The following is a 24418-nucleotide window of genomic DNA, read 5'->3' as shown; positions in this document are numbered from 1 at the left end:
CGAGCACCGTTTAGAGCCTATTCGACTGGACCACTATGAGCCGTGGAAAGCACCCTGTGCCCCTCGACCTGCCCTTGCCGTCCCTGGATGAAACCCTGGGCAAGCAGGACAGCGCCTACGTTGCCTTGCGCCAGGCAATCCTGGAAAAACGCCTGCCGGCCGGCTGCCGCTTGCCCTCCACGCGCACCCTGGCCCAGCGCTGGGGCCTGTCCCGGGGCACCCTGGAAGTGGTCTTCGACCGCCTGCGCAGCGAAGGCTACGTGAGCCGCGCCAGTGGTTCCGGGACCCGGGTCTGCGCGGTGGTGCCGGACCTGTACCTGAGCGCCCCGGCAGCGGCTGCGGCGCCTTGCGCCGCCGCTGACCTTGAACCGTCATGCGCGCCGCTCGGCGTGCGCGCTGGCCAGCCGTTCGTGGCACGGCTGGCCGACCCGGCGCTGTTTCCCCTGCAGCGCTGGAGCCGCTCGTTGACCCGGGCCCTGGGCAGTGCCTCGGCGCAGTCGCTGTGTGATGCCGACCCCGCCGGCCTGCCGGTGCTGCGTCAGCAGATCGCCGAGTACCTGGGGCAGCACCGGGGCATCGCCTGCCATGCCGGGCAAGTGATGATCACCACCGGCATCCGCCATGGCCTCGACCTGCTGGCCCGCAGCCTGCTGCGCCCGGGTGACAAGGTGTGCCTGGAAGACCCCGGCTACCTTTCGGCCAGGGACCTGTTCGCCCTGGCCGGGGCGCGCCTGGTGCCGATCCCGCTGGAGGACGAGGGCATCGACACCGAGCGCCTGCAAGAGCACCGCGATGCGCGCATGGTCTACGTGACCCCGGCCCACCAGGCGCCCCTGGGCATGACCCTGCCGGTGTCGCTGCGCCTGGCCCTGCTGGACTGGGCGCGGCACAGCCAGGCCTGGGTGGTGGAGGACGACTACGACAGCGAATTCAACTACCAGGGTGCGCCCCTGGCGGCTCTCAAGTCCCTGGACCGGGACGACCGGGTGATCTACTGCGGCAGCTTCAACAAGACCCTGTTCGCCGGCTTGCGGGTGGGCTTCATGCTGCTGCCGGAGGCCCTGCGCCCGCGCTTGCTGGCGACCTTGCAGAGCACCGGACGCTCAGTCGGGGTGATCGAGCAACTGGCCCTGGCCGACTACATCGCCAGCGGCGCCTTCCTGCGCAACCTGCGGGCGGCGCGTCAGGCCTATCAGGAGCGCCGCGACCTGCTGCTGGCGATTCTCGCTCGGGAGGCACCGGGCTGCTACCGCATCAGCGGCCAGCAGGCCGGGCTGCATCTGCTGCTGGAGTTGCCAGCGGGTAGCGACGAGGCAGGTTTTCGCCAGCGCGCCGCAGAGCAGGGTCTGCTGCTGCAGGGGTTGGCCGAGCACTGCCAGAGGGCGCGCCGGCCGGCGGCGGTGATCATCGGCTACGCGGCCCTGAGCCTGGCGCAGATCCGTTTCAGCGGATCGCGGCTGGCGGCGCTGCTGGTGGCCGAGGCGCGGCAAGAGCAAGAGCAAGAGCAAGAGCAAGAGCAAGAGCAAGAGCAAGAGCAAGAGCAAGAGCAAGAGCAAGAGCAAGAGCAAGAGCAAGAGCAAGAGCAAGAGCAAGAGCACTGAGCCGGGGCTGTCATGTGCCTGTCATGTGGCTCGGGCACCCTCGACGCCCCGGCCTCGGGCCTTTGTGGACTACACGGACGTCATGATCATTGTCACCGCCGGCGCGGCCTATCTGGATATCGACGCCTACGCCGGCTGCATCGCCTACGCCGAATTGCTCAACCTCAGCGGCCGCCCGGCCCGGGCCCTGAGCAGCGCGCCGCTCAACGAGAGCATTCCCCAAGGCTTCAGGGACAGCCTCAAGGGCCTGGACCGCCACGTCCCCGAGGGCGCCGATCAGTTCGTCCTGGTGGACATTTCCAATCACCTGCACCTGGACCCGTTGGTGGATCTCGCGCGGGTGATCGAAGTCATCGACCATCACCCGGGGTTCGAGGCGTTCTGGGACGAGCGCCTGGGCAAATACGCGGATATCCGCCCGATCGGCGCCGCCTGCACCCAGGTCTATGAGCGCTGGCGCGATTCCGGCCTGCTGCCGCGGATCAGCCACGACAGCGCGCAATTGCTGGCGGCGGGCATCCTCGACAACACCCTTAACTTCAGCGGCCGCAGCTGGACCACGGCCGACCGCCAGGCCTATGCCGCCCTGGCCACCCATGCCGGCCTGGGGCCGCAGTGGCCCGAGGCGTATTTCCAGCAATGCCAGCAGCAGATCGAAGCGCAGTTGCCCCAGGCCCTGCTCAAGGATTTGAAGGTGCTCGAAGCGTCCAGCAACCTGCCGCGGCGCTTTGCCCAGCTGACGCTGTGGCAGGGCGAGGGCCTGCTGGCGCGCCAGCGCCACCTGATCGAGCAGGTGTTGGGGCAGTGGGGCGATGACTGGCTGCTGAACCTGATCAGCCTCAGCGAGGGCAAAAGCTACCTGCTGACCGGTAGCCCGGGCAGTGCCCGCAAGCTTGAGCGGCTGCTAGAGTGCAGCGCCCGGGACGGCGTGCATTGCCTGGCTCGGCCGATCCTGCGCAAGGAGCTGCTGCGCAAGGGCCTGGCTTTGCAGGCGGTGCCCTGAATCAACGGAGAAGGCCATGGACCTTGGCAAGATCTACGAGTAGAGCCGCTGGTGCGGTTGCTGCTGCTGGTTGACGGGCGACTATGCTGAGCTTCTGGAGCGCCGACAACGGCGCGGGAGGTCGGCCATGAGTCAGGAAAAAACCGCGCTGGTGCTTTCCGGAGGCGGCAGCCTCGGGGCAGTCCAGGTCGGCATGCTGCAAGCCCTGGTGGAGCGGGGGCTGGAGTTCGATCTGGTGGTGGGGGCCTCGGTGGGCGCCATCAATGGCGCCTATTTCGCCGCGCGGCCCGATGCCCGGGGCGTGGCCGAGCTGGCGGACTTTTGGCGCGGCTTGCGCAAGGGCGATGTGTTTCCGTTTTCCTGGCTCGACAGCCTGATGGGCCTGTTGCGCCATCGCGGCTGCCTGCTGCCGTCAACGGCCCTGTCGCGGCTGGTGCGTCGGGCGTTGCCGGTGGCGCTTATCGAAGACAGTCGATTGCCCCTGCATATCGTCACCACCAACCTGCTGACGGGGGCCCAGGAAGTGCTGTCCAGTGGCGACACCGAGCAGGCGCTGCTGGCCAGTGCGGCGATTCCCCTGGTGTTTCCCTGGGTGCGCATCGGCGACAAGCTGCTGGTGGATGGCGGGGTCGCGAGCAATACGCCGATTGCCGCCGCGGTGGGCCTGGGGGCCACTCGGGTGATTGTCCTGCCCACCGGTTTCGGCTGCGCCTGCCCGGCGCCGCCGTCGGGGATGCTGGCCCTGGCCCTGCACACCTTGAACCTGTTGAGCATGCGCCAGCTGGTGCGCGACATCGAACTCTATGCGTCGCGGGTGGCGATCCATGTGGTCGACCCGCTGTGCCCGCTGGGGGTATCGGTGTTCGACTTCAACCAGACCGAGGCGCTGCTGCAGCGGGCGTACCGCCAGACCCTGGACTGGGTCGAGCAGGGCGGCCTGCAACGCCGGGGCGTGCCCGATGCCCTGCAGGCCCACAGCCATGGGCCGGCTTCGGGTTAGTCGTCGAAGCCGGCCTGTTCGTGAATCTCGTCCATCTTCAGTTCCAGGCGATAGGCCACGGCGATGAACAGCGCCTGGCACAGGCACAGGGTGGCGCTCAGTGAGCGGAAGGCGAACGAGCTGCCTTCGTTGACCAGCAGCACGCTGTTGGCGCGCTTGGCCAGGGGCGACAGGGTGCTGTCGGTGATGATCAGGGTCTGGGCCTGGTTGTGCTGGGCAATGCGCAGGCAGTGCTGGGTTTCCTTGGCGTAGGGGGTGAAGCTGATGGCGATCACCAGGTCGTTGGGGCGGATGCTGCGCATCTGCTCGCGGTAGCTGCCGCCCAGGCCCGACACCAGGTGAATGCGCTTGTTGGTGTGCTGCAGGTTGTACACCAGGTAGTCGGCCACGGCGAAGGAGCGGCGCACCCCCACCACGTAGATGTTGTCGGCATTGACCACCAGCTCCACGGCCTGCTCGAAGGCCGCGTCGTCCAGCTCCAGGCCCAGGCGCTCGATTCCCGAGAGCGTGGCGTTGATGCATTCCCGGGCCAGATCGCCGCCGCTGGCCTTCTGCGACTTGTTGGCGATCATGCTGCGGATGCGCTGCTGGTAGTTCTGCACCGGCGTGGCCTTGTGGGTGTAGGCCTCGCGAAACAGCGCCTGCATTTCACTGAAGCCGCTGAAGCCGAAGCGCTGGGAAAAGCGCACGATGGCCGAAGGATGGACCTCGCATTCCCGGGCGATGTCGCTGATGCGGTCGACCATGATCCGGTCGCTCTGCTGGCTCATGTAGCTGGCAATGCGCTTGAGCTGGCGGGGCAGGCTCTCGTATTCCTCGGTGATCAGTTGCAGCAGGCGCTCGGCAGTGATCGGGGGGCTGACGAGGTCGCTCTCGGGCGTGCTCTCGGCCAGGGCCGGCTGATCGGTGCGGGACATAGAAAATCCTTCTGGCGTGTACTGATGGGCTGGCTGGGGAGCCGTCCCCTGACAATAGGTGGGCTGCCGGCAGTCTACAGGGTGGGGCCCGATAAAATCTTCGGGCCGGTGCCGGCCGGGGCTTTGCTGAAACGATGCAGGGCGTCTGGCTCAGGCTTGAAAAAGTTTAATGGAAAATATATTCCATGTAAAAAATATATAGAAAAAATATTGATTGAGGCCCGGAGACGTTTTAGTCTGCATCCACCAAGAGTGCTCGGCGGCCGGTAACGGCGACGAGCGCAGGCTGATAAAAATAACAGGAGCCAGCATGGGCCAGACTCGTTTTGCCAGTGGGCGTCAATTGGATCTGATTTGCCTCGGACGCCTGGGCGTCGACCTCTATGCGCAGCAGGTCGGGGCGCGGCTGGAAGACGTCGCCAGCTTTGCCAAGTACCTGGGCGGCTCGTCGGCGAACATCGCCTTCGGCACCGCGCGCCTGGGCCTCAAGTCGGCGATGCTGAGCCGGGTCGGCGACGATCACATGGGGCGCTTCCTGCTGGAATCGCTGGAGCGCGAAGGCTGCGACGTCAGCGCCGTGAAGGTCGATCCGCAGCGCCTCACCGCCCTGGTCCTGCTGGGCCTCAAGGACCGCGAAACCTTCCCCCTGGTGTTCTACCGCGAGAACTGCGCGGACATGGCGCTGTGCGCCGCCGACATCGACGAAGCCTTCATTGCCTCCAGCAAGGCGCTATTGATCACCGGCACCCATTTCTCCACCGACGGCGTCTACCGGGCCAGCCTCCAGGCCCTGGACTACGCGGAAAAGCACGGGGTCAAGCGGGTCCTGGACATTGACTACCGGCCAGTGCTCTGGGGCCTGGCGGGCAAGGCCGACGGCGAGACGCGGTTCGTTGCCGACCAGCAGGTCAGTCAGCATGTGCAGGGTATCCTGGGGCGCTTTGACCTGATCGTCGGCACCGAAGAAGAATTCCTCATCGCCGGTGGCAGCACCGACCTGCTGACGGCCCTGCGCACCGTGCGCGCCCTGAGCGCCGCGACCCTGGTGGTCAAGCTCGGCCCGCAGGGCTGCATGGTGATTCACGGGGCGATTCCCCCGCGCCTGGAAGACGCGGCGATCCACCCCGGGGTGCGCGTGGAAGTGCTCAACGTGCTGGGCGCCGGCGATGCCTTCATGTCCGGCTTCCTCAGTGGCTGGCTGGAAGAGGCCAGCGACGAGCGCTGCTGCCAGCTGGCCAACGCTTGCGGCGGGCTGGTGGTGTCGCGCCATGCCTGCGCCCCGGCGATGCCGACCCGGGCCGAACTGGACTACCTGTTCAGCAGCCCGGTGCCCATCACCCGTCCCGATCAGGACCCGGTCCTGCAGCGCCTGCATCAGGTCAGCGTGCCGCGCAAGGCCTGGAAGCCACTGTTCGTCTTCGCTTTTGACCACCGTGGGCAACTGGTGGAACTGGCGCAGCACAGCGGTCGCGAGCTCAAGGCCATCGGTCAGCTCAAGCAACTCTTCATCGAAGCGGTGGAGCGGGTCGAAGCCGACCTGCGGCGCCGGGGCATCGAGGCCGATGTCGGCCTGCTGGCCGACCAGCGCTTCGGCCAGGATGCGCTGAATGCCGCCACCGGGCGCGGCTGGTGGGTGGCGCGGCCGGTGGAAGTCCAGGGCTCGCGGCCCCTGGCCTTCGAGCACGGGCGCTCGGTGGGCAGCAACCTGATCGCCTGGCCCCAGGAGCAGATCATCAAATGCCTGGTGCAATTCCACCCGGACGACGAACCCCTGCTGCGCCTGGAGCAGGAAGCGCAGATCCGTGGCCTGTACCAGGCGTCCCAGGCCAGCGGACATGAACTGCTGCTGGAAATCATCCCGCCCAAGGACCTGCCCGGGGCCCATCCCGAGGTGCTCTATCGCAGCCTCAAGCGCCTGTACAACCTGGGCATCTACCCCGCGTGGTGGAAGATCGAGGCGCAATCGGCCGAAGAATGGAAAAAGCTCGATGAGCTGATCCAGGAGCGCGATCCGTATTGCCGTGGCGTGGTGCTGCTGGGCCTGAATGCCTCGGCCGAGGCCCTCGCCGAGGGCTTCCGCCAAGCGGCCGCCAGCCGCACCTGTCGGGGGTTTGCCGTGGGCCGCACGATTTTCCAGGAACCCAGCCGAGCGTGGCTGGCGCGGGAGATCGACGACCAAACCCTGATCCGGCAGGTGCAGGGCACCTTCGAACAACTGATCAACGCCTGGCGCAGCGCCCGTGGCTAATCGCCGCCGACTGTGTGGCGAGGGAGCTTGCTCGCGCTGGGGCGCACAGCGGCCCTAACCCGGCCAACCTGCTGCAACAGGTACACCGCGCCAGCCGTTTGGCGTGGGCTGCGCCCCCGAACGGGAGCAAGCTCCCTCGCCACGGGAGGTTCAACATTGATTCGAATAACAACAAAAGGTGCAGCCATGCCCGCGATCCGAATTGGCATCAACCCGATCTCCTGGAGCAACGACGACCTGCCGGCCCTGGGTGGTGAAACGCCCCTGGACACCGCCCTCAGTGAAGGCCGGGACATCGGTTATGAAGGTTTTGAACTCAATGGCAAATTCCCCAAGGACGCCCAGGGTGTGGCGGCGGTGTTGCGCCCCTATGACCTGGCGCTGGTGTCGGGCTGGTATTCCGGGCGCCTGGCCCAGCGTTCGGCGGCCGAGGAAATCGACGCCATCGCCAGCCATGTCGAGCTGCTCAAGCACAACGGCGCCTCGGTGCTGGTGTACGGCGAAGTGGCCGACTCGATCCAGGGTTCGCCGGTGCGGCTGGTCGAGCGGCCGCGGTTCCACCGTGCCCAGGCCTGGCAGGACTATGCCGACAAGCTCACTGAGCTGGCGCGCTTCACCCTGTCCCAGGGCGTGCGCCTGGCCTACCACCATCACATGGGCGCCTACGTCGAATCCCCGGCGGACATCGACCAACTGATGGGCCTGAGCGGCGAGGAAGTCGGCCTGCTGTTCGATTCGGGCCACTGCTACATGGGCGGTGGCGAACCCCTGGAGGTACTGCGCAAGCATGTGCACCGGGTCTGCCACGTGCATTTCAAGGACGTGCGCAAGCCGGTGGTGCAACTGGCGCGCAACAACTTGTGGAGCTTTCCGGACTGCATCGTCAACGGCACCTTCACCGTGCCCGGCGATGGCGACCTCGACTTTGCCGCCTTGCTCGACGTGCTGCTGGACGCGGGCTACCAGGGCTGGCTGGTGGTGGAAGCCGAGCAGGACCCAGCCGTGGCGCCGAGCTACGTCTACGCGAAAAAAGGCTACGACACCTTGCGGGCACTGCTGGACGCCGCTGTGCAACGCCGGAGCACTGCCCAATGAGCCTGTTGATCAAAAGCGCTGCTCAGGGCCGGACCCTGGTCCAATTGCCAGAGGGCGTCCTGGAATACGTGGGCTTCAGTGCCTACCGCCTGAGCCTGGGGGACAGCCTGCCTGTCAGCGCCGGCGACCAGGAGTTGTGCCTGGTGCTGCTCAGCGGCCGCATCGATGTGCAAGGCCAAGCACCCCAGGGTGCCTTGCAGTGGAACAACCTGGGGGACCGGCAATCGGTGTTCGAGGACAAAGCACCCTTTGCCGTCTATCTGCCGCCGGGCAGCCAGGCCCGGGTCAGCGCCTTGAGCGACGTGCAGATCGCGGTCTGCGCCGCCCCGGGCGCCCTTGAGGGCGGTCCCGGCCCGCGCCTGATCCGCCCGGAACAGTGCAAGCGCAGCGTGCGCGGCAAGGGCGCCAATACCCGTTATGTCTGCGACATCCTGCCCGACAGCGAGCCGGCCCATTCGCTGCTGGTGGTGGAGGTGCGCACGCCGTCCGGGCATTCCTCCAGCTACCCGCCACACAAGCACGACACCGATGACCTGCCGCACCAGAGCTTTCTGGAGGAAACCTATTTCCACCAGGTCCATCCGCCCCAGGGCTTCGTCTTCCAGCGGGTCTACACCGACGACCGCAGCATCGACCAGGCCATGGCCGTGGAAAACAGCGACCTGGTGGTGGTGCCCAAGGGCTATCACCCGGTCAGCGTGCCTTACGGCTATGAGTCCTATTACTTGAACGTCATGGCCGGGCCCAAGCGGGTCTGGCAGTTCCATAACGACCCGCAGCACAGCTGGCTGCTGGATCTCTGAAGCGCCGAACCCAGGTGGCAACCCTTTACGGAGAACAAGAACAATGAGCGACACCCCGGTAATAGGTCATTACATCGGCGGCCAGGCGCAGGACGCCGGCGAGCGTTTCAGCCCGGTGTTCAACCCGGCCACGGGTGCGGTCCAGGCTCGTGTGGCGCTGGCCGGCCAAAAAACCGTGGACGAGGCCGTGGCCTCGGCGCTGAAGGCTTTCCCGGGCTGGTCCGAACAGTCCGCCCTGCGCCGCGCGCGGGTGATGTTCAAATTCAAGGAACTGCTGGACCGGCACCACGCGGAGCTGGCGCAGATCATCACCCGCGAGCATGGCAAGGTGCTGGCCGACGCCATGGGCGAGGTGACCCGAGGCATCGAGATCGTCGAGTACGCCTGCGGCGCGCCGAGCCTGCTGAAAACCGATTTCAGCGACAACATCGGCGGCGGCATCGATAACTGGAACCTGCGCCAGCCCCTGGGGGTGTGCGCCGGGGTCACGCCGTTCAACTTCCCGGTGATGGTGCCGTTGTGGATGATCCCCATCGCCCTGATCGCCGGTAACTGCTTCATCCTCAAACCGTCCGAGCGCGACCCGTCCGCCAGCCTGCTGCTGGCGCGCCTGCTGACTGAAGCCGGCTTGCCCGAGGGCGTGTTCAACGTGGTCCAGGGCGACAAGAGCGCGGTCGACGGCTTGCTCCAGCACCCGCACATCGAGGCGATTTCCTTTGTCGGTTCGACGCCGATCGCCCAGTACATCCACCAGCAGGCCAGTGCCCGGGGCAAGCGCGTGCAGGCCCTGGGCGGGGCCAAGAACCACATGATCGTGATGCCCGACGCCGACCTCGAGCAGGCCGCCGATGCGCTGATCGGCGCGGCCTACGGCTCGGCCGGCGAACGCTGCATGGCGATTTCCATCGCCGTGGCCGTGGGCGAGGTGGCCGATGAATTGATCGCCCAACTGCTGCCGCGCATCGACCGGCTCAAGGTCGGCAACGGCCTGCACGGCGACAGCGACATGGGCCCGCTGGTGACCGCCGAGCACCAGGCCCGGGTTGAAGGCTTTATCGGCCAGGGCGTGGCCCAGGGCGCGCAGTTGCTGGTGGACGGACGCGGCTTCAAGGTGCCGGGGGCGGAGCAGGGCTTTTTTGTCGGCGCCACTCTGTTCGATCAGGTCACCCCCGAGATGAGCATCTACCGGGAGGAAATCTTCGGGCCGGTGCTGGGTATCGTGCGGGTGCCCGACTTTGCCAGCGCGGTGGCGCTGATCAACGCCCATGAGTTTGGCAACGGTGTGTCCTGTTTCACCCGCGACGGCGGCGTGGCCCGGGCCTTTGCCCGCAGCATCAAGGTCGGCATGGTGGGCATCAACGTGCCGATTCCGGTGCCCATGGCCTGGCATTCCTTCGGTGGCTGGAAACGTTCGCTGTTCGGCGACCACCATGCCTACGGCGAGGAGGGCCTGCGTTTCTACAGCCGCTACAAGAGCGTGATGCAGCGCTGGCCCGAGAGCATCGCCAAGGGGCCGGAATTCAGCATGCCGACCGCCAAGTAACGGTCTCGACGGGATGGATTTTGGAGAACCACAAACATGAGCCAACCCCTGCGCTTCGCCTTGAATCGTATGGTTGCACCGGGTTTGTCATTGCCGGAGTTCATCGACCTGGCGCACGCGCTGAAGGTCGATGCCATTGAGCTGCGCAATGATCTTGCGGGCGTGGAGATCGAGGACGGCACGCCGCCCGAGCGGGTCCGCCAGTTGTGCGCGGCCGAAGGGCTCAAGGTGTTGTCGATCAACGCCCTGTACCCCTTCGATGTGTGGAACGACGAGCGACGCCGGCAGGCCCTGAAGCTGGCCGCCTATGCCCGTGCCTGCGGCGCCGAGGGGCTGGTGCTGTGCCCGCTCCATGACCCTGCCGACCGGCGCAGCGAGGCCCAGCGCAGCAGTGGTTTGCGCACGGCCCTGGGCGAACTGGCGCCGATCCTTCGCGAGCACGGCCTGCTGGGGTTGATCGAGCCCCTGGGCTTTGTGCAGTGCGCGCTGCGCTACAAGCGCACGGCGGTGGCGGCGATTCGTGCCATTGGCGGCCTGGATGTGTTGCGCCTGGTGCACGACACCTTCCACCACCACTTGGCCGGGGAGGATGAGTTCTTCCCCGAGCTGACCGGGCTGGTGCACATCTCCGGTGTCGAGGATCGCCAGGCGCCGCTCGACAGCATTCGTGACGGCCACCGGGTACTGGTGGGCGAGGCGGACATCCTCGGCAATGCGGCGCAGATCGATACCTTGCGCAGCGGTGGCTACCGCGGCTACCTGTCGTTCGAACCCTTTGCCGAGAGCGTGCACGGGCTGGCGGACATTCGGCAGGCGCTGGGGGCGAGCATGACCCACCTGCAACAATCCCTGGCCTGACGCAGCCCTTGCTTAGGAGCCGACTTGCCGGCGAAGAGGCCCCGCAGCGGAGCGCAAGTCTCCAAGGTGCTTTCGCTGGCAAGCCAGCTCCTACGGGCGTGTTGGCAGGGCGGTTGGCGACACAACAACATTAAGGTGCAAACCATGAGTACGACACGACTGACCATGGCCCAGGCCCTGGTGAAATTCCTCGATAACCAATACGTCGAGGTGGATGGGGTGCAGAGCAAGTTCATCGCCGGGGTCTTCACCATTTTCGGCCACGGCAATGTGCTCGGCCTGGGCCAGGCCCTGGAGCAGGACAGCGGCGAGCTGCTGGTGCACCAGGGCCGCAACGAGCAGGGCATGGCCCACGCCGCCATCGGTTTCGCCAAGCAGCACCTGCGGCGCAAGATCTACGCCTGCACCTCGTCGGTGGGGCCCGGCGCGGCCAACATGCTGACCGCGGCGGCCACCGCCAGCGCCAACCGCATACCGTTGCTGCTGCTGCCGGGGGACGTCTACGCCAGCCGCCAGCCGGACCCGGTGCTGCAGCAGATCGAGCAGTTCCATGACCTGAGCATCAGCACCAACGATGCCTTCAAGGCCGTGAGCCAATACTGGGACCGGATCAACCGGCCCGAACAACTGATGAGCGCGGCGATCCATGCCATGCGCGTGCTCACCGACCCGGCGCAGACCGGCGCCGTGACCCTGGCCCTGCCCCAGGACGTGCAGGGTGAAGCCTACGATTACCCGGACGCCTTTCTCGCCCGGCGGGTGCACCGCATCGACCGCCGCCCGGCCACCGAGGCCATGCTCGGCGATGCCCTGGCGCTGTTCGAGGGCAAGCGCAAGCCGCTGATCATCTGTGGCGGCGGGGTCAAGTACTCCGGGGCCAACCGGGCTTTGCAGGCCTTTGCCGAACGCTTCGGCATTCCCTTTGCGGAAACCCAGGCGGGCAAGAGCGCGGTGATCTCCGAGCACCCATTGAACGTCGGCGGGATCGGCGAAACTGGCTGCCTGGCGGCCAACCTGCTGGCCCGGGAAGCCGACCTGATCATCGGCGTCGGCACCCGCTACAGCGATTTCACCACCTCGTCGAAGTGGCTGTTCCAGCACCCGGAGGTGGAGTTCCTCAACCTCAATGTCTGCCCCGGCGACGCCCTGAAAATGGACGGCGTGCAGCTACTGGCCGATGCCCGGGCCGGCTTGCAGGCCCTGGGCGAAACCCTGGGCCGCAGCGGTTACCGGGCGGCTTGGGGCGGACAGATCAGCGCGGCCAAGGCGCAGTTGGACGCCGAGGTCGACCGGCTCTATCAGTTGCAATACCAGGATCACGACTTCGTGCCGGAAATCAACGACCACCTGGACCCGGCGGTGCTGCGCGAATTCATCGAGCTGACCGGCTCCTGCCTGACCCAGAGCCGGGTGCTGGGGCTGCTTAACCAGGCGCTGCCCGCGGACGGCATCATCGTCGCCGCCGCCGGCAGCCTGCCCGGCGACCTGCAGCGCAGCTGGCGCAGCAGGGAGGTCAACAGCTACCACGTGGAATACGGCTATTCGTGCATGGGCTACGAGGTCAACGCGGCCCTGGGGGTCAAGCTCGCCGAGCCGGATCGCGAGGTGTACGCCCTGGTGGGCGACGGTTCCTACCTGATGCTGCATTCGGAGCTGGTCACCTCGATCCAGGAGCGGCGCAAGATCAACGTGGTGCTGCTGGACAACATGACCTTCGGTTGCATCAACAACCTGCAGATGGGTCACGGCATGGACAGCTTCGGCACCGAGTTCCGCTACCGCAACCCCGAGAGCGGCAAGCTCGACGGCGGCTTTGTGCCGGTGGACTTCGCCATGAGCGCCGCGGCCTACGGCTGCAAGACCTACAAGGTCAGCACCGAGGAGCAGTTGCTGGCGGCCCTGGCCGATGCCCGGACCCAGACGGTCTCGACCCTGATCGACATCAAGGTCCTGCCCAAGACCATGATCCACGGCTACCTGTCCTGGTGGCGGGTGGGCGTGGCCCAGGTGTCCACCAGCGCGCGCACCGATGCGGCGGCCAAGACCCTGAATGAACGCCTGGCCCAGGCCCGGCAGTACTGATCGCTGTGCAACGAACAACCACAGGAGTATCTGCATGTCTTTGAAACTTGGCGTTATCGGGACCGGGGCCATCGGCCAGGATCATATCCGTCGTTGCAGCCAGACCCTGCTGGGCAGCCAGGTGGTGGCGGTCACCGACATCAACCTTGAGTCGGCGGCCAAGGTGGTTGGCGACCTCGGGCTCGGCGCCGAGGTCTACCCGGACGGCCACGCGCTGATCCAGGCGGCGGAGGTCGAGGCCGTGCTGGTCACCTCCTGGGGCCCGAGCCACGAGGAGTTCGTGCTGGCGGCAATTGCCGCGGGCAAGCCGGTGTTCTGTGAAAAGCCCCTGGCGGTGACCGCCGCCGGCTGCCGGCGCATCGTCGAAGCGGAAATCGCCCACGGCAAGCGCCTGGTGCAAGTGGGCTTCATGCGCCCCTACGATGCCGGCTACCAGGCCCTGAAGGCGGTGATCGACAGTGGCCGGATCGGCGAGCCGCTGATGCTGCACTGCGCCCACCGCAACCCGCGGGTGGGGGAGAACTACAAGACCGACATGGCCATCACCGACACCCTGATCCATGAACTGGACGTGCTGCGCTGGCTGCTGGCCGACGACTATGTGTCGGTGCAGGTGCTGTTCCCGCGCAAGACCAGCAAGGCCCTGGCCCATTTGCGCGACCCGCAGATCGTGCTGCTGGAAACCGCCAGGGGCACGCGGATCGACGTCGAAGTGTTCGTCAACTGCCAGTACGGCTACGACATTCAGTGCGAAGTGGTGGGGGAGAGCGGCATCGCCAGATTGCCGGAGCCGTCCCAGGTGCAGTTGCGTAGCGAGGCCAAGCTGTCCAACGCCATCCTAATGGACTGGAAAGAGCGTTTTATCGCCGCCTATGACGTCGAGCTGCAGGCCTTTATCGACGGTGTGCGCGCCGGCCAGGTGGGCGGGCCTTCGGCCTGGGACGGCTTTGCCGCCGCCGTGGCGGCCGACGCCTGTATCGAAGCGCAGAACAGCGGCCAGATCGTCAGGATCGAGCTGCCCCAGCGGCCCGGCTTCTACGCCTGATCCAGGAACTCTTGCAGAGCGCTTTCGCTGGCAAGCCAGCTCCTACGGGGGAGGTTTGATGATTGCCGTGGTAGGAGCCGGCTTGCCGGCGAAGGGGGCCTTGCGTTGAGCGCAGGTCTTGGGCCTGCAGCCGTCGCGCGGCAGCGGTTTTCAAGGAGGAAAATCGATTTAGAATAAAATTCTAAAATGAGTTGATATAGAAATTATTTTCCAATAAAGTCATTTCCAGGTTGCCGACTAGCTAGGTTGCATACCCCTCAGGCAGGTTTTGAGCGCGGTGTGCACCGACCCCCAAAAACAAAACAGGTCCCGTCGATGAAAACCTTCAAATCCGCTGTCCTCGCTGTCGTTTCACTGTTGCGCCCAGCTTCGGCGCCGGCCGCTGTGACTCCCCGGGCCCGCCGCTCCGCCATCCTCCTGACCTGCCTCGGCTTTCTCTCTGTAGAGCGCAACGGTGCGCTGCTGTGCTGCGTTCCTGGCGCGCCGGTGGTGCATCTGCCGCTCTGAGTCGTTCTGCGCTTTATCCATAAAACCTACAAGAACGTGGAGAAAGACCTGTTATGAACACCAAGATCCGTTTTGCCTCGCTCGCGCTGTCGCTGCTGCTGACCAGCGGGGCGGCGCTGGCCGACGTCAAGATCGGCGTGAGCATGTCGCAGTTCGATGACACTTGGCTGACCTACCTGCGCGAGTCGATGGACCAGAAAGCCAAGTCCCTGCCCGATGGCGTCAAGCTGCAGTTCGAGGACGCGCGCAGCGACGTGGTCAAGCAATTGAGCCAGGTCGAGAACTTCATCAGCCAGAAAGTCGACGCCATCGTGGTCAACCCGGTGGACACCGCGGCCACCCGGAAAATCACCGAGGCCGCGGTCAAGGCCGGCATCCCCCTGGTGTATGTCAACCGGCGTCCGGATGACCTGAACCTGCCCAAGGGCGTGGTCACCGTGGCCTCCGACGACCTGGAGGCCGGGAAGATGCAGATGCAGTACCTGGCGGAAAAAATGGCCGGCAAGGGCGACATCGTGATCCTGCTGGGCGATCTGGCGAACAACTCCACCGCCAACCGCACCAAGGGCGTCAAGGAGGTGCTCAAGCAGTACCCGGGGATCAAGGTCGAGCAGGAACAGACCGGGGTCTGGCTGCGGGACAAGGGCATGACCTTGGTCAACGACTGGCTGACCCAGGGCCGCAAGTTCGATGCGGTGGTGGCCAACAACGATGAGATGGCCATTGGTGCCGCCATGGCGCTGAAGCAGGCCGGGGTCGAGAAGGGCAGTGTGCTGATCGCCGGTGTCGACGGCACCCCCGATGGCCTGCGCGCGGTGCAGAAGGGCGACCTGGCGATCTCGGTGTTCCAGGATGCCAAGGGCCAGGCGGACGGCTCCATCGATACGGCGGTGAAGATGATCAAGCGCGAGCCGGTGGAGCCGGCCGTGTGGATTCCCTATCGCCTGATCACCCCGCAAAACGTCGACCAGTTCAAGTAACGCCGCGCCTCGGGCCAGGGCGGTTGCATAACAACAATAAGTGGCGGGGCGGCCCCAGGCGGCCCTGCCGATGGAGTAGCTGATCATGTTCTCTTGCGCGACTGCCTCAAGCACCCCGCTGGCCGCCGTCCAGCCTGCCGCTCCGGCGACCGAAGAGCCTTATCTGCTGGAGGTGATCAACGTCAGCAAGGGCTTTCCCGGTGTGGTGGCCCTGTCCGATGTCCAGCTGCGGGTACGCCCGGGAACGGTGCTGGCGCTGATGGGCGAGAACGGCGCCGGCAAGTCGACCCTGATGAAAATCATCGCCGGCATCTATCAGCCGGATGCCGGTGAGCTGCGCCTCAAGGGCCGGCCGGTGGTCTTCGACACACCCCTGGCGGCCCTGCAATCGGGCATCGCCATGATCCATCAGGAACTCAACCTGATGCCGCACATGAGCATCGCCGAGAACATCTGGATCGGCCGCGAACAGCTCAACGGCCTGCGCCTGATCGATCACCGCGCCATGCACCGTTGCACCGCGCAGTTGCTGGAGCGCTTGCGCATCGACCTCGATCCCGAGGAGCGGGTGGGCAACCTGAGCATCGCCGAGCGGCAGATGGTGGAGATCGCCAAGGCGGTGTCCTACGACTCCGACGTGCTGATCATGGATGAGCCGACTTCAGCCATCACCGACAAGGAGGTGGCGCACCTGTTCTCGATCATTGCCGACCTCAAGGCCCAGGGTAAGGGCATCATCTACATCACCCACAAGATGAACGAAGTGTTCGCCATCGCCGATGAAGTGGCGGTGTTCCGCGATGGCGCCTACATCGGCCTGCAACGGGCCGACAGCCTGGACGGCGACAGCCTGATCTCGATGATGGTCGGGCGCGAGCTGAGCCAGCTGTTTCCCCAGCGCGAGAAACCCGTCGGCGAGCTGCTGCTAAAGGTTCGCGACCTGCGCCTGGACGGGGTGTTCGACGGCGTGTCCTTCGACCTGCATGCCGGGGAGATCCTCGGCATCGCCGGGCTGATGGGCTCGGGCCGGACCAATGTCGCCGAAACCCTGTTCGGCATCACCCCCTGCGACGCCGGGGAGATCATCCTCGACGGCCAGCCCCTGCGCATCGGCGACCCGCACCGGGCGATCGAGAAGGGCTTTGCGCTGCTGACCGAGGATCGCAAGCTCAGCGGCCTGTTCCCCTGCCTGTCGGTCCTGGAAAACATGGAAGTGGCGGTGCTGCCGCACTACGCCGGCGGCGGTTTTGTCCAGCAGAAGGCCCTGCGCGCCTTGTGCGAGGACATGTGCAAGAAGCTGCGGGTCAAGACCCCGTCCCTGGAGCAATGCATCGACACGCTGTCCGGGGGCAATCAGCAGAAGGCCCTGCTGGCGCGCTGGTTGATGACCAACCCGCGGATCCTGATTCTCGACGAGCCGACCCGGGGTATCGACGTTGGAGCCAAGGCCGAGATCTATCGGCTGATCGCCTTCCTCGCCAGCGAGGGCATGGCGGTGATCATGATTTCTTCGGAACTGCCGGAGGTCCTGGGCATGAGCGACCGGGTCATGGTCATGCACGAGGGGGAGCTGATGGGCATTCTCGACCGCAGTGAAGCGACCCAGGAACGGGTGATGCAACTGGCGTCCGGAATGTCGCTGGCGCACTGAATTCTTCAATCGATGGCGACCGGCGGCGCGTTCAGGCGCCCCGGTCAGGCGATAACAAAGGTGAGTGGTTATGAACGTGATGTCTGAAAACAAACCGGCCGTGGTGCCCGCCAGAACCCGCCGGCGCTTTCCCACCGAACTGAGTATTTTTTTGGTGCTGATCGGCATCGGCCTGGTGTTCGAGCTGTTCGGCTGGATCGTTCGTGACCAGAGCTTCCTGCTGAACTCCCAGCGCCTGGTGCTGATGATCCTGCAGGTGTCGATCATCGGTCTGCTGGCCATTGGCGTGACCCAGGTGATCATCACCACCGGTATCGATCTGTCCTCGGGCTCGGTGCTGGCCCTGTCGGCGATGATCGCCGCCAGCCTGGCCCAGACCTCGGACTTTGCCCGGGCAGTGTTTCCGTCCCTGACCGACCTGCCGGTGTGGATACCGGTGGTGGCCGGGCTGGGGGTGGGCCTGCTGGCGGGGGCGATCAACGGCAGCATCATCGCCATCACCGGCATTCCGCCCTTTATCGCCACCCTGGGCATGATGGTGTCGGCCCGTGGCCTGGCCCGCTACTACACCGAAGGCCAGCCGGTGAGCATGCTCTCGGATTCCTACACCGCCATCGGCCACGGCGCCATGCCGGTGATCATCTTTCTGGTGGTGGCGGTGATCTTCCACATCGCCCTGCGCTACACCAAGTACGGCAAGTACACCTACGCCATCGGCGGCAACATGCAGGCGGCGCGCACCTCGGGGATCAACGTCAAGCGCCATCTGGTGATCGTCTACAGCATCGCCGGGCTGCTGGCGGGGCTGGCCGGGGTGGTGGCCTCGGCGCGGGCCGCCACCGGGCAGGCGGGGATGGGCATGTCCTACGAGCTGGACGCGATCGCCGCCGCGGTGATCGGTGGCACCAGCCTGGCCGGTGGGGTGGGGCGCATTACCGGCACGGTGATCGGCGCGCTGATCCTCGGGGTCATGGCCAGCGGCTTCACCTTTGTCGGCGTCGACGCCTACATCCAGGACATCATCAAGGGCCTGATCATCGTGGTGGCGGTGGTCATCGACCAGTACCGCAACAAGCGCAAGCTCAAGCGCTGAGGCAGCGGCCTGGCGGCGGCGCTGGCTTGGCCGCAAAGGAGCCCATAAGGGAATGCAACGCTGGCTGGCCGGTTCGCCGGCAAGCCGGCTCTTACAAGAGGTGAAACAAGGGGTAAAAGGCTCGAATTGGCTGTCCGGTACTGCCGTTTGTCTTCTAACAGGCACGCCTCTATGGAATTTTTTGTTATAAACGCACTCCGATAAGCGCCAGCAAAGCCCGTGATTACGGGCTTTGTGCGCTTTGTCGGACAGATTCGCTGTCATTTCAGTTGCTGCGCCCTCAAACCGGCCTTAGACTGCCGCCCCTCGTAAATTGAGTGCCGGGTGGCGCTTGGAAGGTATGGCGCCTTTCTGATGACCTGACGGGTCAACCGGAAACAGTTTGAATTCGCCTTAATGCACGTATTTTTTATAGAGAAATCAATGACCAAGGAAAAGTTGCTGGCCATGCCGGCGGATGACTACATGAATGCCGAGCAGCACGCTTTTTTCAGCGACCTGTTGCAAGCCATGAAGGTGGAAACCCACGAGCGCATCGAACAGAACCGGATCGCCATTGAAAGCCTGGACACCCCGGCTGACCCGGCCGACGCCGCTTCCGTCGAAGAAGAGCGCACCTGGCTGGTCAACGCCATTGATCGCGATCAGCGCATGCTGCCGCAACTGGAGCAGGCCCTGGGCCGGATCAGTGACGACACCTTCGGCTGGTGCGACGACAGCGGCGAGCCGATCGGCCTCAAGCGCCTGCTGATCAGCCCGACCACCAAGTACTGCATCGAAGCCCAAGAACGCCACGAGCAGATCGACAAGCATCAGCGTCAGGCTTGAAAGCAGCTGCAAGCTTGTAGCTTCAAGCTGCAAGTGCATCCTTGCCTCCGAGTGCGTAGCCTTGCCAGCGCTGCGCACTGGGGCGAGAGCAAGTCCCCGGCGCTTCTACGCCAGTCTTCACTTCCCTTGATCTACTGCAACATCCCCCTCTTCAGACCCTGAATAATGCCTCGCACATGCCGCTTGCTGCTTGTAGCTTGCCGCTGCTCCTCTTCCTACTAAGGGACCATGGTTAATGGCCTTTTAGTGGCGTCTAATGCCGCAAACAATGACAACGATGTGGGGTGACAAAGATGTCAAGGAATGGATCTCTAGCGGCGTCGGCCGCGCAGCCGCTGGCAACACCCGAAACCGCCGCCCGCTGGTGGTCGCCGTCGTTGCAGAGCGCGGCGCTGATGGGGCTGTTCGCCGGTCAGGCCCTGGGCGGCTGGCCGCTGTACCTGTGCCTGCCGCTGGCGGTACTGGTGATCTGGATACCCCGGCTGCGCTCGCGCAAGGCCTGCGAGGTGCCGGTGGCGACCGACAATGAGCTGTCGGCGCTGACCCGCGACCTGTCCTACAGCACCACCCACAATGCGCTGTCCGCTGCCGGCGTGGCCTATTCGGTGACCCAGCTGGCAGACCGCTTGCAGTCCCAGCTCGACGCGGCGGCGCGCATCGTCGGCAACGCCGAGGTGATGATCAAGACCGAACAGGTCACCTCACAGCTCAGCCAGCAGGCCCTGGGCGCCGCCAGCCAAGCCCATGCCAGCAGCGCCGAAGGGCGCACGGTGCTGGGCGAGTCCATCAGCCGCATGCACTCCCTGAGCCAGCGGGCCAATGGCAGTCGCGAGCTGATCGAAGCCTTGAGCCAGCGCAGCGAAGAGATCCAGCGGGTAACCCTGGTGATCCAGTCCATCGCCAGCCAGACCAATCTGCTGGCGCTGAATGCGGCCATCGAGGCGGCCCGGGCCGGGGAACACGGGCGTGGTTTCGCCGTGGTCGCCGACGAAGTGCGCGGGCTGGCCGGGCGCACCGCCGCGGCCACCGACGAGGTCGGGGTGATGGTGGCCGATATCCAGCAGCGCACCAGCGACGTGGTGGAACAGATCCGCCAGCTGTCCGATGACCTCAACCTGGGGGTCGAGCAGGTCGAGCTCACCGGCCGTCACCTGGAGAACATTGCGAGCCTGGCGGCCGGGGTGGAGGGGCAGGTCAGCGAGATCGCCCGGGGCGCCGATACCAACCGCGAACAGCTCGACAGCCTGTTCCACGCCGTGGAGCAGATGCGCAGCGACCTGGCCGTCAGCGACCAGCAGACCCGCAGCCTGGCCGAGGCCGCGGTGCAGATGGAAGGGCAGGCGGAAACCATCAGCGAGCGTCTGGCGGCGGTGGGCCTGGACGACTATCACCAGCGCATCTATGACCTGGCCCGCGAGGGTGCGCGGCGCATCGCCGAGCAGTTCGAGAACGACCTGGCGCAGAACCGCATCAGCCTCGATGACTTGTTCGACCGCCACTATCAGTTGATCGCCAATACCCAGCCGCCCAAGTACCAGACCCGCTTCGACCGCTACACCGACCAGGTGCTGCCAGCGATCCAGGAGTCCCTGCTGCCGCGCCACGACGGCCTGGTGTTCGCCATCGCCTGCACCCAGGAAGGCTACGTACCGACCCACAACAAGATCTTCTCCCAGCCGCTGACTGGTGATCCCCAGGTGGACAACCTGCACAACCGCAGCAAGCGCAAGTTCGCCGATCGCACCGGCATCCGTTGCGGCAGTCACCAGCAGCCGTTGTTGCTGCAGACCTACACCCGCGATACCGGCGAGCTGATGCATGACCTGTCGGTGCCGATCATGGTTCAGGGGCGGCATTGGGGCGGCCTGCGCCTGGGCTACAAACCCGAGCAGAGCGCTCCCCGGCACAAGTCTTGAGGCGCCGATTGTTACTCGCGGGGTAACGCTGCTGTGCAGATTCGGGCTGTTACAGAGGCCGGGAAGCGATTAGTATCTCGATATCGTTAGGGAGCTAGCTAATTCCGCGAGGTACACCATGCACAGCAAAGTCGATGTGGCAGTGATGATTGGCAGTGGCGTTCCCGCTTCGCTGCGGGCCCTGGGGCGCAAGGCGTGCTGGGTGGTGCTGGTCAATGGCGAGCAGCGTGGCACCGCGTTTGCCAGTCGGGTCGAGGCCGAGGAGTGTCGGCAGGCGTGGCAGGCACAACTGGCGACGGTCCAGGGCGTGCGCCAGGGGCTCAGGTACTCGGCTTGAAGCCTGGCCGGGCGCCTGGATTGGAGACTGGGTCGTTGGGCTCCCGTCGCCGCCCTGAGCCGGTGGGGCGAGGGCGGCGGGTGGGTTCGAGCGAAGAGGGGGTATCAGGCGTTCAGGGCGCCCTGGTCAATGGCCAGCTTGAGAGCCTTGGCCGAGGCCTTGGCTGCGGCCAGGGCTTCTTCCGAGGTCTTGAACCAGCGGTCCCGTTCCACTTGGTGGAAGGTGATCTGAGTCAGTGGAGGTTTGGCGCGCATGGCAATCACGGCCTGGAATTCGCCTTCGACTTCTCTGCACTCGCCACGAATGAAAAACTCGCCAATATCTAGTTCGGTCACGTCTAGCCTTCCCTTGGAGATGAGTGAGTGCTTGAACGCCCGTACCGCGGCTGTTCAACCAGCGGCGGAGTATGGCAGCTGTTGGCTGGCGACGGGCTGAGTTATGTCATTGCGGTTTTAGGTAGCGAATGTTCCGAGGCACTAAAGTGAACTTTCTGACGCTTGAATCCGCCGATCCAGATCACTGCTCCAGAGTATTACTGGCTAGAATGCCGGGCCTGCGTGGACGGCTCAGGGCAAGATTACCGACTGGTGTGCAACATTAGTCTTTGTACTAATGAAAGTCCGGGCAACCATGGATTGCTCGCTTTAAATGGTCGAAATGCACAAAGTTGCTCTAGAATTGCCTGTGCAACCCGAAGTGGCTGCCGATCCGGGGATTCAATCTTGGGGTATATCCGCCTTTCCGGCCTGTTTTTAGTACCCGTCCCAGATAATTCGCCGCCACACTTTTCGGGGTGTCAGAGCCTACTCCTACAGACTTCGACCTGTGCCTGATGCTTCGGCGAAATGCCCGTTGCTCAGCGCCGGCGTCAACGCCGTGGCCTGGAGTGCTCGCTGCATTTGAGTGTTTTTTTAGGGTAACTGATTGGGGTGATCACGCCGTCATGGCGGTTTTTTGTGCTGTCCTTTTTTTACGGGCGGCACCCTTTTGAGTATCGGGGAGTGTTCCTTGGCAGTAAGTAATCTTGAAATGCATGCGTTGTTCGTGTTGGGTGATTTGCGCGCAAAGTTGGTCAAGCAGTTCCAGTCTCGTTTTGTCTACATCACCGAACAATCCGCTGAAGGCTTCTACGTCGCCGAGATCGATACCGAGACGGCGCTGGTGGTGGACGACAAGCCACGCCTGGAACTCAAGGTCGGCGATCATTTTCGCGCCGCCGTGCTGCCCAGCCGGGAAGGCGGCAAGCTGGAGATCCGCTTTCGCGAGATCAAGCTCACCGTCTATGGCCTGGGCGACTATGCCTTTGTCAGCAGCCCCCTGGGGCAGGGGATCGTCTTCAAGGAAGGGCATTCGGTGGTGACGCTCTTCGCTGCCAACGAGCAATTGCAGGAAGGCCTGACCAAGACCCTCAAGGCCGTCACCGCCAAGGCCGCCAAATTCCGCAAGGGCGAGCTGGTGAGTTTCAAGGCCAGCGAGTGATGAGCCAGGGCCGCGCCGAATTTCATCGCCAGCATCAGCAGGCCGCCGCCGAAGAGGCCCGGCGCCTGTTCGCCGAAAAGCCCCGCTTGCAGGGTGCCTGGTTGAACTGGGTGGCCGGCGAGTTGTATCACCTGCGTCCGGCGGCCTATGCCAGCATGGTGCGCCGCGAGTTGCAGCGCTTGCAGGAGCCAGCAGACCCTTGATGGCCGATCCCGGCATCGTTCCCGGTGGAAAATACGCAACCTCTACTACAGTCAGTTGACTCAATGCTTCAGGGGTCGCACGCATTAGTGCAGCGTGTCCCTCTTGGCCCTGGTCCCGATTCCGCGAGGTGTACCCCATGAAAGGCTTCCGAGCGCTGCTGGCCAGTGGCCTGCTGACCCTGGCCGGCTTGAACCCGTTGCCGTCGGCCATGGCCGCCGAGCCGATCCACTTCGCCGACCTGAACTGGGAAAGCGGCAGCCTGATCACCGAGATCCTGCGCATCGTGGTGGAGAGCGGTTACGGCTTGCCCACCGATACCCTGCCGGGCACCACCATCACCCTGGAAACCGCCCTGGCCAGCAACGATATCCAGGTGATCGGCGAAGAGTGGGCCGGGCGCAGCCCGGTGTGGGTCAAGGCCGAGGCCGAGGGCAAGGTGATGGCCCTGGGGGATACGGTCAAGGGCGCCACCGAAGGCTGGTGGGTGCCGGAGTACGTGATCAAGGGCGATCCGGCCAGGGGCCTCAAGCCGCTGGCGCCGGAGTTGCGCAGCGTCGCGGACCTGGCCCGCTACAAGGAGGTGTTCAGGGACCCGGAGACTCCGGGCAAGGGGCGCTTCCTCAACAGCCCGATCGGCTGGACTTCGGAAATCGTCAACCAGCAGAAGCTCAAGGCCTATGGCCTGCAAGACAGCTACGTGAATTTTCGCAGCGGTTCCGGGGCGGCGCTGGATGCGGAGATCAGCTCGGCGATTCGTCGCGGCAAGCCGATTCTGTTCTATTACTGGTCGCCCACGCCCTTGCTCGGGCGCTTCAAGCTGGTGCAGCTGCAAGAGCCGCCGTTTGACGCCGAAGCCTGGAAGACCCTGACCGACGCCGACAACCCCAACCCGCGGCCGAGCCGTTCCCTGGCCTCCAGGTTGTCGATTGGCGTGTCCGCGCCATTCCAGAAGCAGTACCCGCAACTGGTTGAATTCTTCGCCAGGGTCGACCTGCCCATCGATCCCCTCAACCAGGCCCTGGCGCAGATGAGCGAAAGCCACAGTGCTCCCCGTGACGCGGCTCGGGCCTTCCTCAAGCAACACCCTGAGCTCTGGCGCGCCTGGGTGCCCCAGGACATCGCCGCCAAAGTCACTGCCGCCCTGATGTAGGAGCCGGCTTGCCGGCGAGGAGGCCCGCAAGGCATGCGTCGCCCTTGGATCGCCTTCGCTGGCAAGCCAGTTGCCACG

General features: G+C 65.0%; 22 protein-coding genes. 20 read left to right on the top strand and 2 right to left on the bottom strand.

What is annotated here, in order from left to right; genetic code table 11:
- Nucleotides 1-35 precede the first annotated feature (35 nt).
- The 3 genes from DNK59_RS18815 (at nt 36) to DNK59_RS18805 (ending at nt 3604) form a co-directional block, all read left to right on the top strand.
- The gene (locus tag DNK59_RS18815) at nt 36-1601 is read left to right on the top strand and encodes a PLP-dependent aminotransferase family protein (RefSeq protein ID WP_110724144.1); all 1566 of its coding nucleotides are present in this window, start codon (nt 36-38) and stop codon (nt 1599-1601) included.
- 82 nt (nt 1602-1683) lie between these two features.
- Nucleotides 1684-2604 (top strand): bifunctional oligoribonuclease/PAP phosphatase NrnA, encoded by a 921-nt coding sequence (locus DNK59_RS18810; RefSeq protein ID WP_110724143.1) that lies wholly within the window; start codon nt 1684-1686, stop codon nt 2602-2604.
- Between the two features lie 127 nt (nt 2605-2731).
- A complete protein-coding gene (locus DNK59_RS18805; RefSeq protein ID WP_110724142.1) occupies nt 2732-3604 on the top strand; it encodes a patatin-like phospholipase family protein in 873 nt (290 codons plus the stop codon).
- Here the strand turns inward: DNK59_RS18805 and DNK59_RS18800 are convergent.
- Nucleotides 3601-4521: a MurR/RpiR family transcriptional regulator gene (locus DNK59_RS18800; RefSeq protein ID WP_110724141.1), complete on the bottom strand. Its 921-nt coding sequence runs from the start codon at nt 4519-4521 to the stop codon at nt 3601-3603. The two genes, DNK59_RS18805 and DNK59_RS18800, sit on opposite strands and share 4 nt — an antisense overlap.
- 310 nt (nt 4522-4831) lie before the next feature.
- Between DNK59_RS18800 and iolC the strand changes: the two genes are divergently transcribed.
- From iolC to DNK59_RS18730, 14 genes are all read left to right on the top strand, one after another.
- Entirely contained in the window at nt 4832-6769 is a 1938-nt protein-coding gene (gene iolC / locus DNK59_RS18795; protein ID WP_110724140.1) for a 5-dehydro-2-deoxygluconokinase, read from the top strand.
- Between the two features lie 186 nt (nt 6770-6955).
- On the top strand, nt 6956-7864 hold the full coding sequence (iolE, locus tag DNK59_RS18790; protein ID WP_110724139.1) for a myo-inosose-2 dehydratase: 909 nt from the start codon (nt 6956-6958) through the stop codon (nt 7862-7864).
- Complete coding sequence (gene iolB, locus DNK59_RS18785; protein ID WP_110724138.1) at nt 7861-8667, top strand: 5-deoxy-glucuronate isomerase; 807 nt, start codon at nt 7861-7863, stop codon at nt 8665-8667. Before iolE ends, iolB begins: the two co-directional genes overlap by 4 nt.
- Before the next feature lie 43 nt (nt 8668-8710).
- Nucleotides 8711-10210, top strand: a complete 1500-nt coding sequence (locus DNK59_RS18780; protein WP_110724137.1) for a CoA-acylating methylmalonate-semialdehyde dehydrogenase — start codon at nt 8711-8713, stop codon at nt 10208-10210.
- A 36-nt stretch (nt 10211-10246) separates the two neighbouring features.
- Complete coding sequence (locus tag DNK59_RS18775) at nt 10247-11068, top strand: TIM barrel protein (RefSeq protein WP_110724136.1); 822 nt, start codon at nt 10247-10249, stop codon at nt 11066-11068.
- Between the two features lie 144 nt (nt 11069-11212).
- Nucleotides 11213-13150: a 3D-(3,5/4)-trihydroxycyclohexane-1,2-dione acylhydrolase (decyclizing) gene (iolD, locus tag DNK59_RS18770; RefSeq protein ID WP_110724135.1), complete on the top strand. Its 1938-nt coding sequence runs from the start codon at nt 11213-11215 to the stop codon at nt 13148-13150.
- Between the two features lie 34 nt (nt 13151-13184).
- A complete protein-coding gene (locus tag DNK59_RS18765) occupies nt 13185-14195 on the top strand; it encodes a Gfo/Idh/MocA family protein (RefSeq protein WP_110724134.1) in 1011 nt (336 codons plus the stop codon).
- Between the two features lie 315 nt (nt 14196-14510).
- Nucleotides 14511-14702 (top strand): hypothetical protein, encoded by a 192-nt coding sequence (locus DNK59_RS18760; protein WP_110724133.1) that lies wholly within the window; start codon nt 14511-14513, stop codon nt 14700-14702.
- A 53-nt stretch (nt 14703-14755) separates the two neighbouring features.
- The gene (locus DNK59_RS18755; protein ID WP_110724132.1) at nt 14756-15682 is read left to right on the top strand and encodes a sugar ABC transporter substrate-binding protein; all 927 of its coding nucleotides are present in this window, start codon (nt 14756-14758) and stop codon (nt 15680-15682) included.
- Between the two features lie 85 nt (nt 15683-15767).
- Nucleotides 15768-17333: a sugar ABC transporter ATP-binding protein gene (locus DNK59_RS18750; protein WP_110724131.1), complete on the top strand. Its 1566-nt coding sequence runs from the start codon at nt 15768-15770 to the stop codon at nt 17331-17333.
- A 70-nt stretch (nt 17334-17403) separates the two neighbouring features.
- Nucleotides 17404-18426, top strand: coding sequence for an ABC transporter permease (locus DNK59_RS18745; protein ID WP_110724130.1), 1023 nt, complete (start codon nt 17404-17406; stop codon nt 18424-18426).
- Nucleotides 18427-18849: 423 nt separating this feature from the next.
- On the top strand, nt 18850-19254 hold the full coding sequence (locus DNK59_RS18740; protein WP_016962869.1) for a TraR/DksA family transcriptional regulator: 405 nt from the start codon (nt 18850-18852) through the stop codon (nt 19252-19254).
- Nucleotides 19255-19547: 293 nt separating this feature from the next.
- Nucleotides 19548-21170: a methyl-accepting chemotaxis protein gene (locus DNK59_RS18735; RefSeq protein ID WP_110724129.1), complete on the top strand. Its 1623-nt coding sequence runs from the start codon at nt 19548-19550 to the stop codon at nt 21168-21170.
- A 118-nt stretch (nt 21171-21288) separates the two neighbouring features.
- Nucleotides 21289-21507 carry a hypothetical protein gene (locus DNK59_RS18730; RefSeq protein ID WP_110724128.1) on the top strand — a complete coding sequence of 73 codons (219 nt, stop codon included), beginning with the start codon at nt 21289-21291 and terminating at the stop codon, nt 21505-21507.
- Nucleotides 21508-21611: 104 nt separating this feature from the next.
- On the opposite strand, the gene DNK59_RS18725 is transcribed toward DNK59_RS18730, so the two are convergent.
- A complete protein-coding gene (locus DNK59_RS18725) occupies nt 21612-21842 on the bottom strand; it encodes a hypothetical protein (protein ID WP_060838906.1) in 231 nt (76 codons plus the stop codon).
- Nucleotides 21843-22515: 673 nt separating this feature from the next.
- On the opposite strand from DNK59_RS18725, the gene DNK59_RS18720 reads away from it, so the two are divergent.
- The 3 genes from DNK59_RS18720 to DNK59_RS18710 all read left to right on the top strand — a co-directional run bounded on the left by DNK59_RS18720 (nt 22516) and on the right by DNK59_RS18710 (nt 24340).
- Entirely contained in the window at nt 22516-22986 is a 471-nt protein-coding gene (locus tag DNK59_RS18720; RefSeq protein WP_082729236.1) for a hypothetical protein, read from the top strand.
- A complete protein-coding gene (locus tag DNK59_RS18715; protein ID WP_016962864.1) occupies nt 22986-23189 on the top strand; it encodes a hypothetical protein in 204 nt (67 codons plus the stop codon). The genes DNK59_RS18720 and DNK59_RS18715 overlap by 1 nt, the downstream gene beginning before the upstream one ends.
- Before the next feature lie 137 nt (nt 23190-23326).
- Nucleotides 23327-24340, top strand: coding sequence for an ABC transporter substrate-binding protein (locus DNK59_RS18710; protein ID WP_110724127.1), 1014 nt, complete (start codon nt 23327-23329; stop codon nt 24338-24340).
- The last annotated feature ends 78 nt before the right edge of the window (nt 24341-24418 follow it).

Origin of the sequence: Pseudomonas sp. TKO26, assembly GCF_003225665.1 — a bacterium.
GTDB classification, from domain to species: domain Bacteria; phylum Pseudomonadota; class Gammaproteobacteria; order Pseudomonadales; family Pseudomonadaceae; genus Aquipseudomonas; species Aquipseudomonas saponiphila.
Note: the sequence above shows the minus strand (reverse complement) of the source record. Positions and strands in the feature narration are given on the sequence as shown.

Excerpts from the sequence above, each read along its gene's own strand:
- DNK59_RS18810 (WP_110724143.1), top strand. The coding sequence starts at position 1,684 with ATGATCATTGTCACCGCCGGCGCGGCCTATCTGGATATCGACGCCTAC.
- iolC (WP_110724140.1), top strand. The coding sequence starts at position 4,832 with ATGGGCCAGACTCGTTTTGCCAGTGGGCGTCAATTGGATCTGATTTGC.
- DNK59_RS18775 (WP_110724136.1), top strand. The coding sequence starts at position 10,247 with ATGAGCCAACCCCTGCGCTTCGCCTTGAATCGTATGGTTGCACCGGGT.
- DNK59_RS18805 (WP_110724142.1), top strand. The coding sequence starts at position 2,732 with ATGAGTCAGGAAAAAACCGCGCTGGTGCTTTCCGGAGGCGGCAGCCTC.
- iolD (WP_110724135.1), top strand. The coding sequence starts at position 11,213 with ATGAGTACGACACGACTGACCATGGCCCAGGCCCTGGTGAAATTCCTC.
- DNK59_RS18750 (WP_110724131.1), top strand. The coding sequence starts at position 15,768 with ATGTTCTCTTGCGCGACTGCCTCAAGCACCCCGCTGGCCGCCGTCCAG.
- DNK59_RS18760 (WP_110724133.1), top strand. The coding sequence starts at position 14,511 with ATGAAAACCTTCAAATCCGCTGTCCTCGCTGTCGTTTCACTGTTGCGC.
- iolE (WP_110724139.1), top strand. The coding sequence starts at position 6,956 with ATGCCCGCGATCCGAATTGGCATCAACCCGATCTCCTGGAGCAACGAC.
- DNK59_RS18735 (WP_110724129.1), top strand. The coding sequence starts at position 19,548 with ATGTCAAGGAATGGATCTCTAGCGGCGTCGGCCGCGCAGCCGCTGGCA.
- DNK59_RS18730 (WP_110724128.1), top strand. The coding sequence starts at position 21,289 with ATGCACAGCAAAGTCGATGTGGCAGTGATGATTGGCAGTGGCGTTCCC.
- DNK59_RS18710 (WP_110724127.1), top strand. The coding sequence starts at position 23,327 with ATGAAAGGCTTCCGAGCGCTGCTGGCCAGTGGCCTGCTGACCCTGGCC.
- DNK59_RS18815 (WP_110724144.1), top strand. The coding sequence starts at position 36 with ATGAGCCGTGGAAAGCACCCTGTGCCCCTCGACCTGCCCTTGCCGTCC.
- DNK59_RS18715 (WP_016962864.1), top strand. The coding sequence starts at position 22,986 with ATGAGCCAGGGCCGCGCCGAATTTCATCGCCAGCATCAGCAGGCCGCC.
- DNK59_RS18740 (WP_016962869.1), top strand. The coding sequence starts at position 18,850 with ATGACCAAGGAAAAGTTGCTGGCCATGCCGGCGGATGACTACATGAAT.
- iolB (WP_110724138.1), top strand. The coding sequence starts at position 7,861 with ATGAGCCTGTTGATCAAAAGCGCTGCTCAGGGCCGGACCCTGGTCCAA.
- DNK59_RS18800 (WP_110724141.1), bottom strand. The coding sequence starts at position 4,521 with ATGTCCCGCACCGATCAGCCGGCCCTGGCCGAGAGCACGCCCGAGAGC.
- DNK59_RS18755 (WP_110724132.1), top strand. The coding sequence starts at position 14,756 with ATGAACACCAAGATCCGTTTTGCCTCGCTCGCGCTGTCGCTGCTGCTG.
- DNK59_RS18780 (WP_110724137.1), top strand. The coding sequence starts at position 8,711 with ATGAGCGACACCCCGGTAATAGGTCATTACATCGGCGGCCAGGCGCAG.
- DNK59_RS18745 (WP_110724130.1), top strand. The coding sequence starts at position 17,404 with ATGAACGTGATGTCTGAAAACAAACCGGCCGTGGTGCCCGCCAGAACC.
- DNK59_RS18765 (WP_110724134.1), top strand. The coding sequence starts at position 13,185 with ATGTCTTTGAAACTTGGCGTTATCGGGACCGGGGCCATCGGCCAGGAT.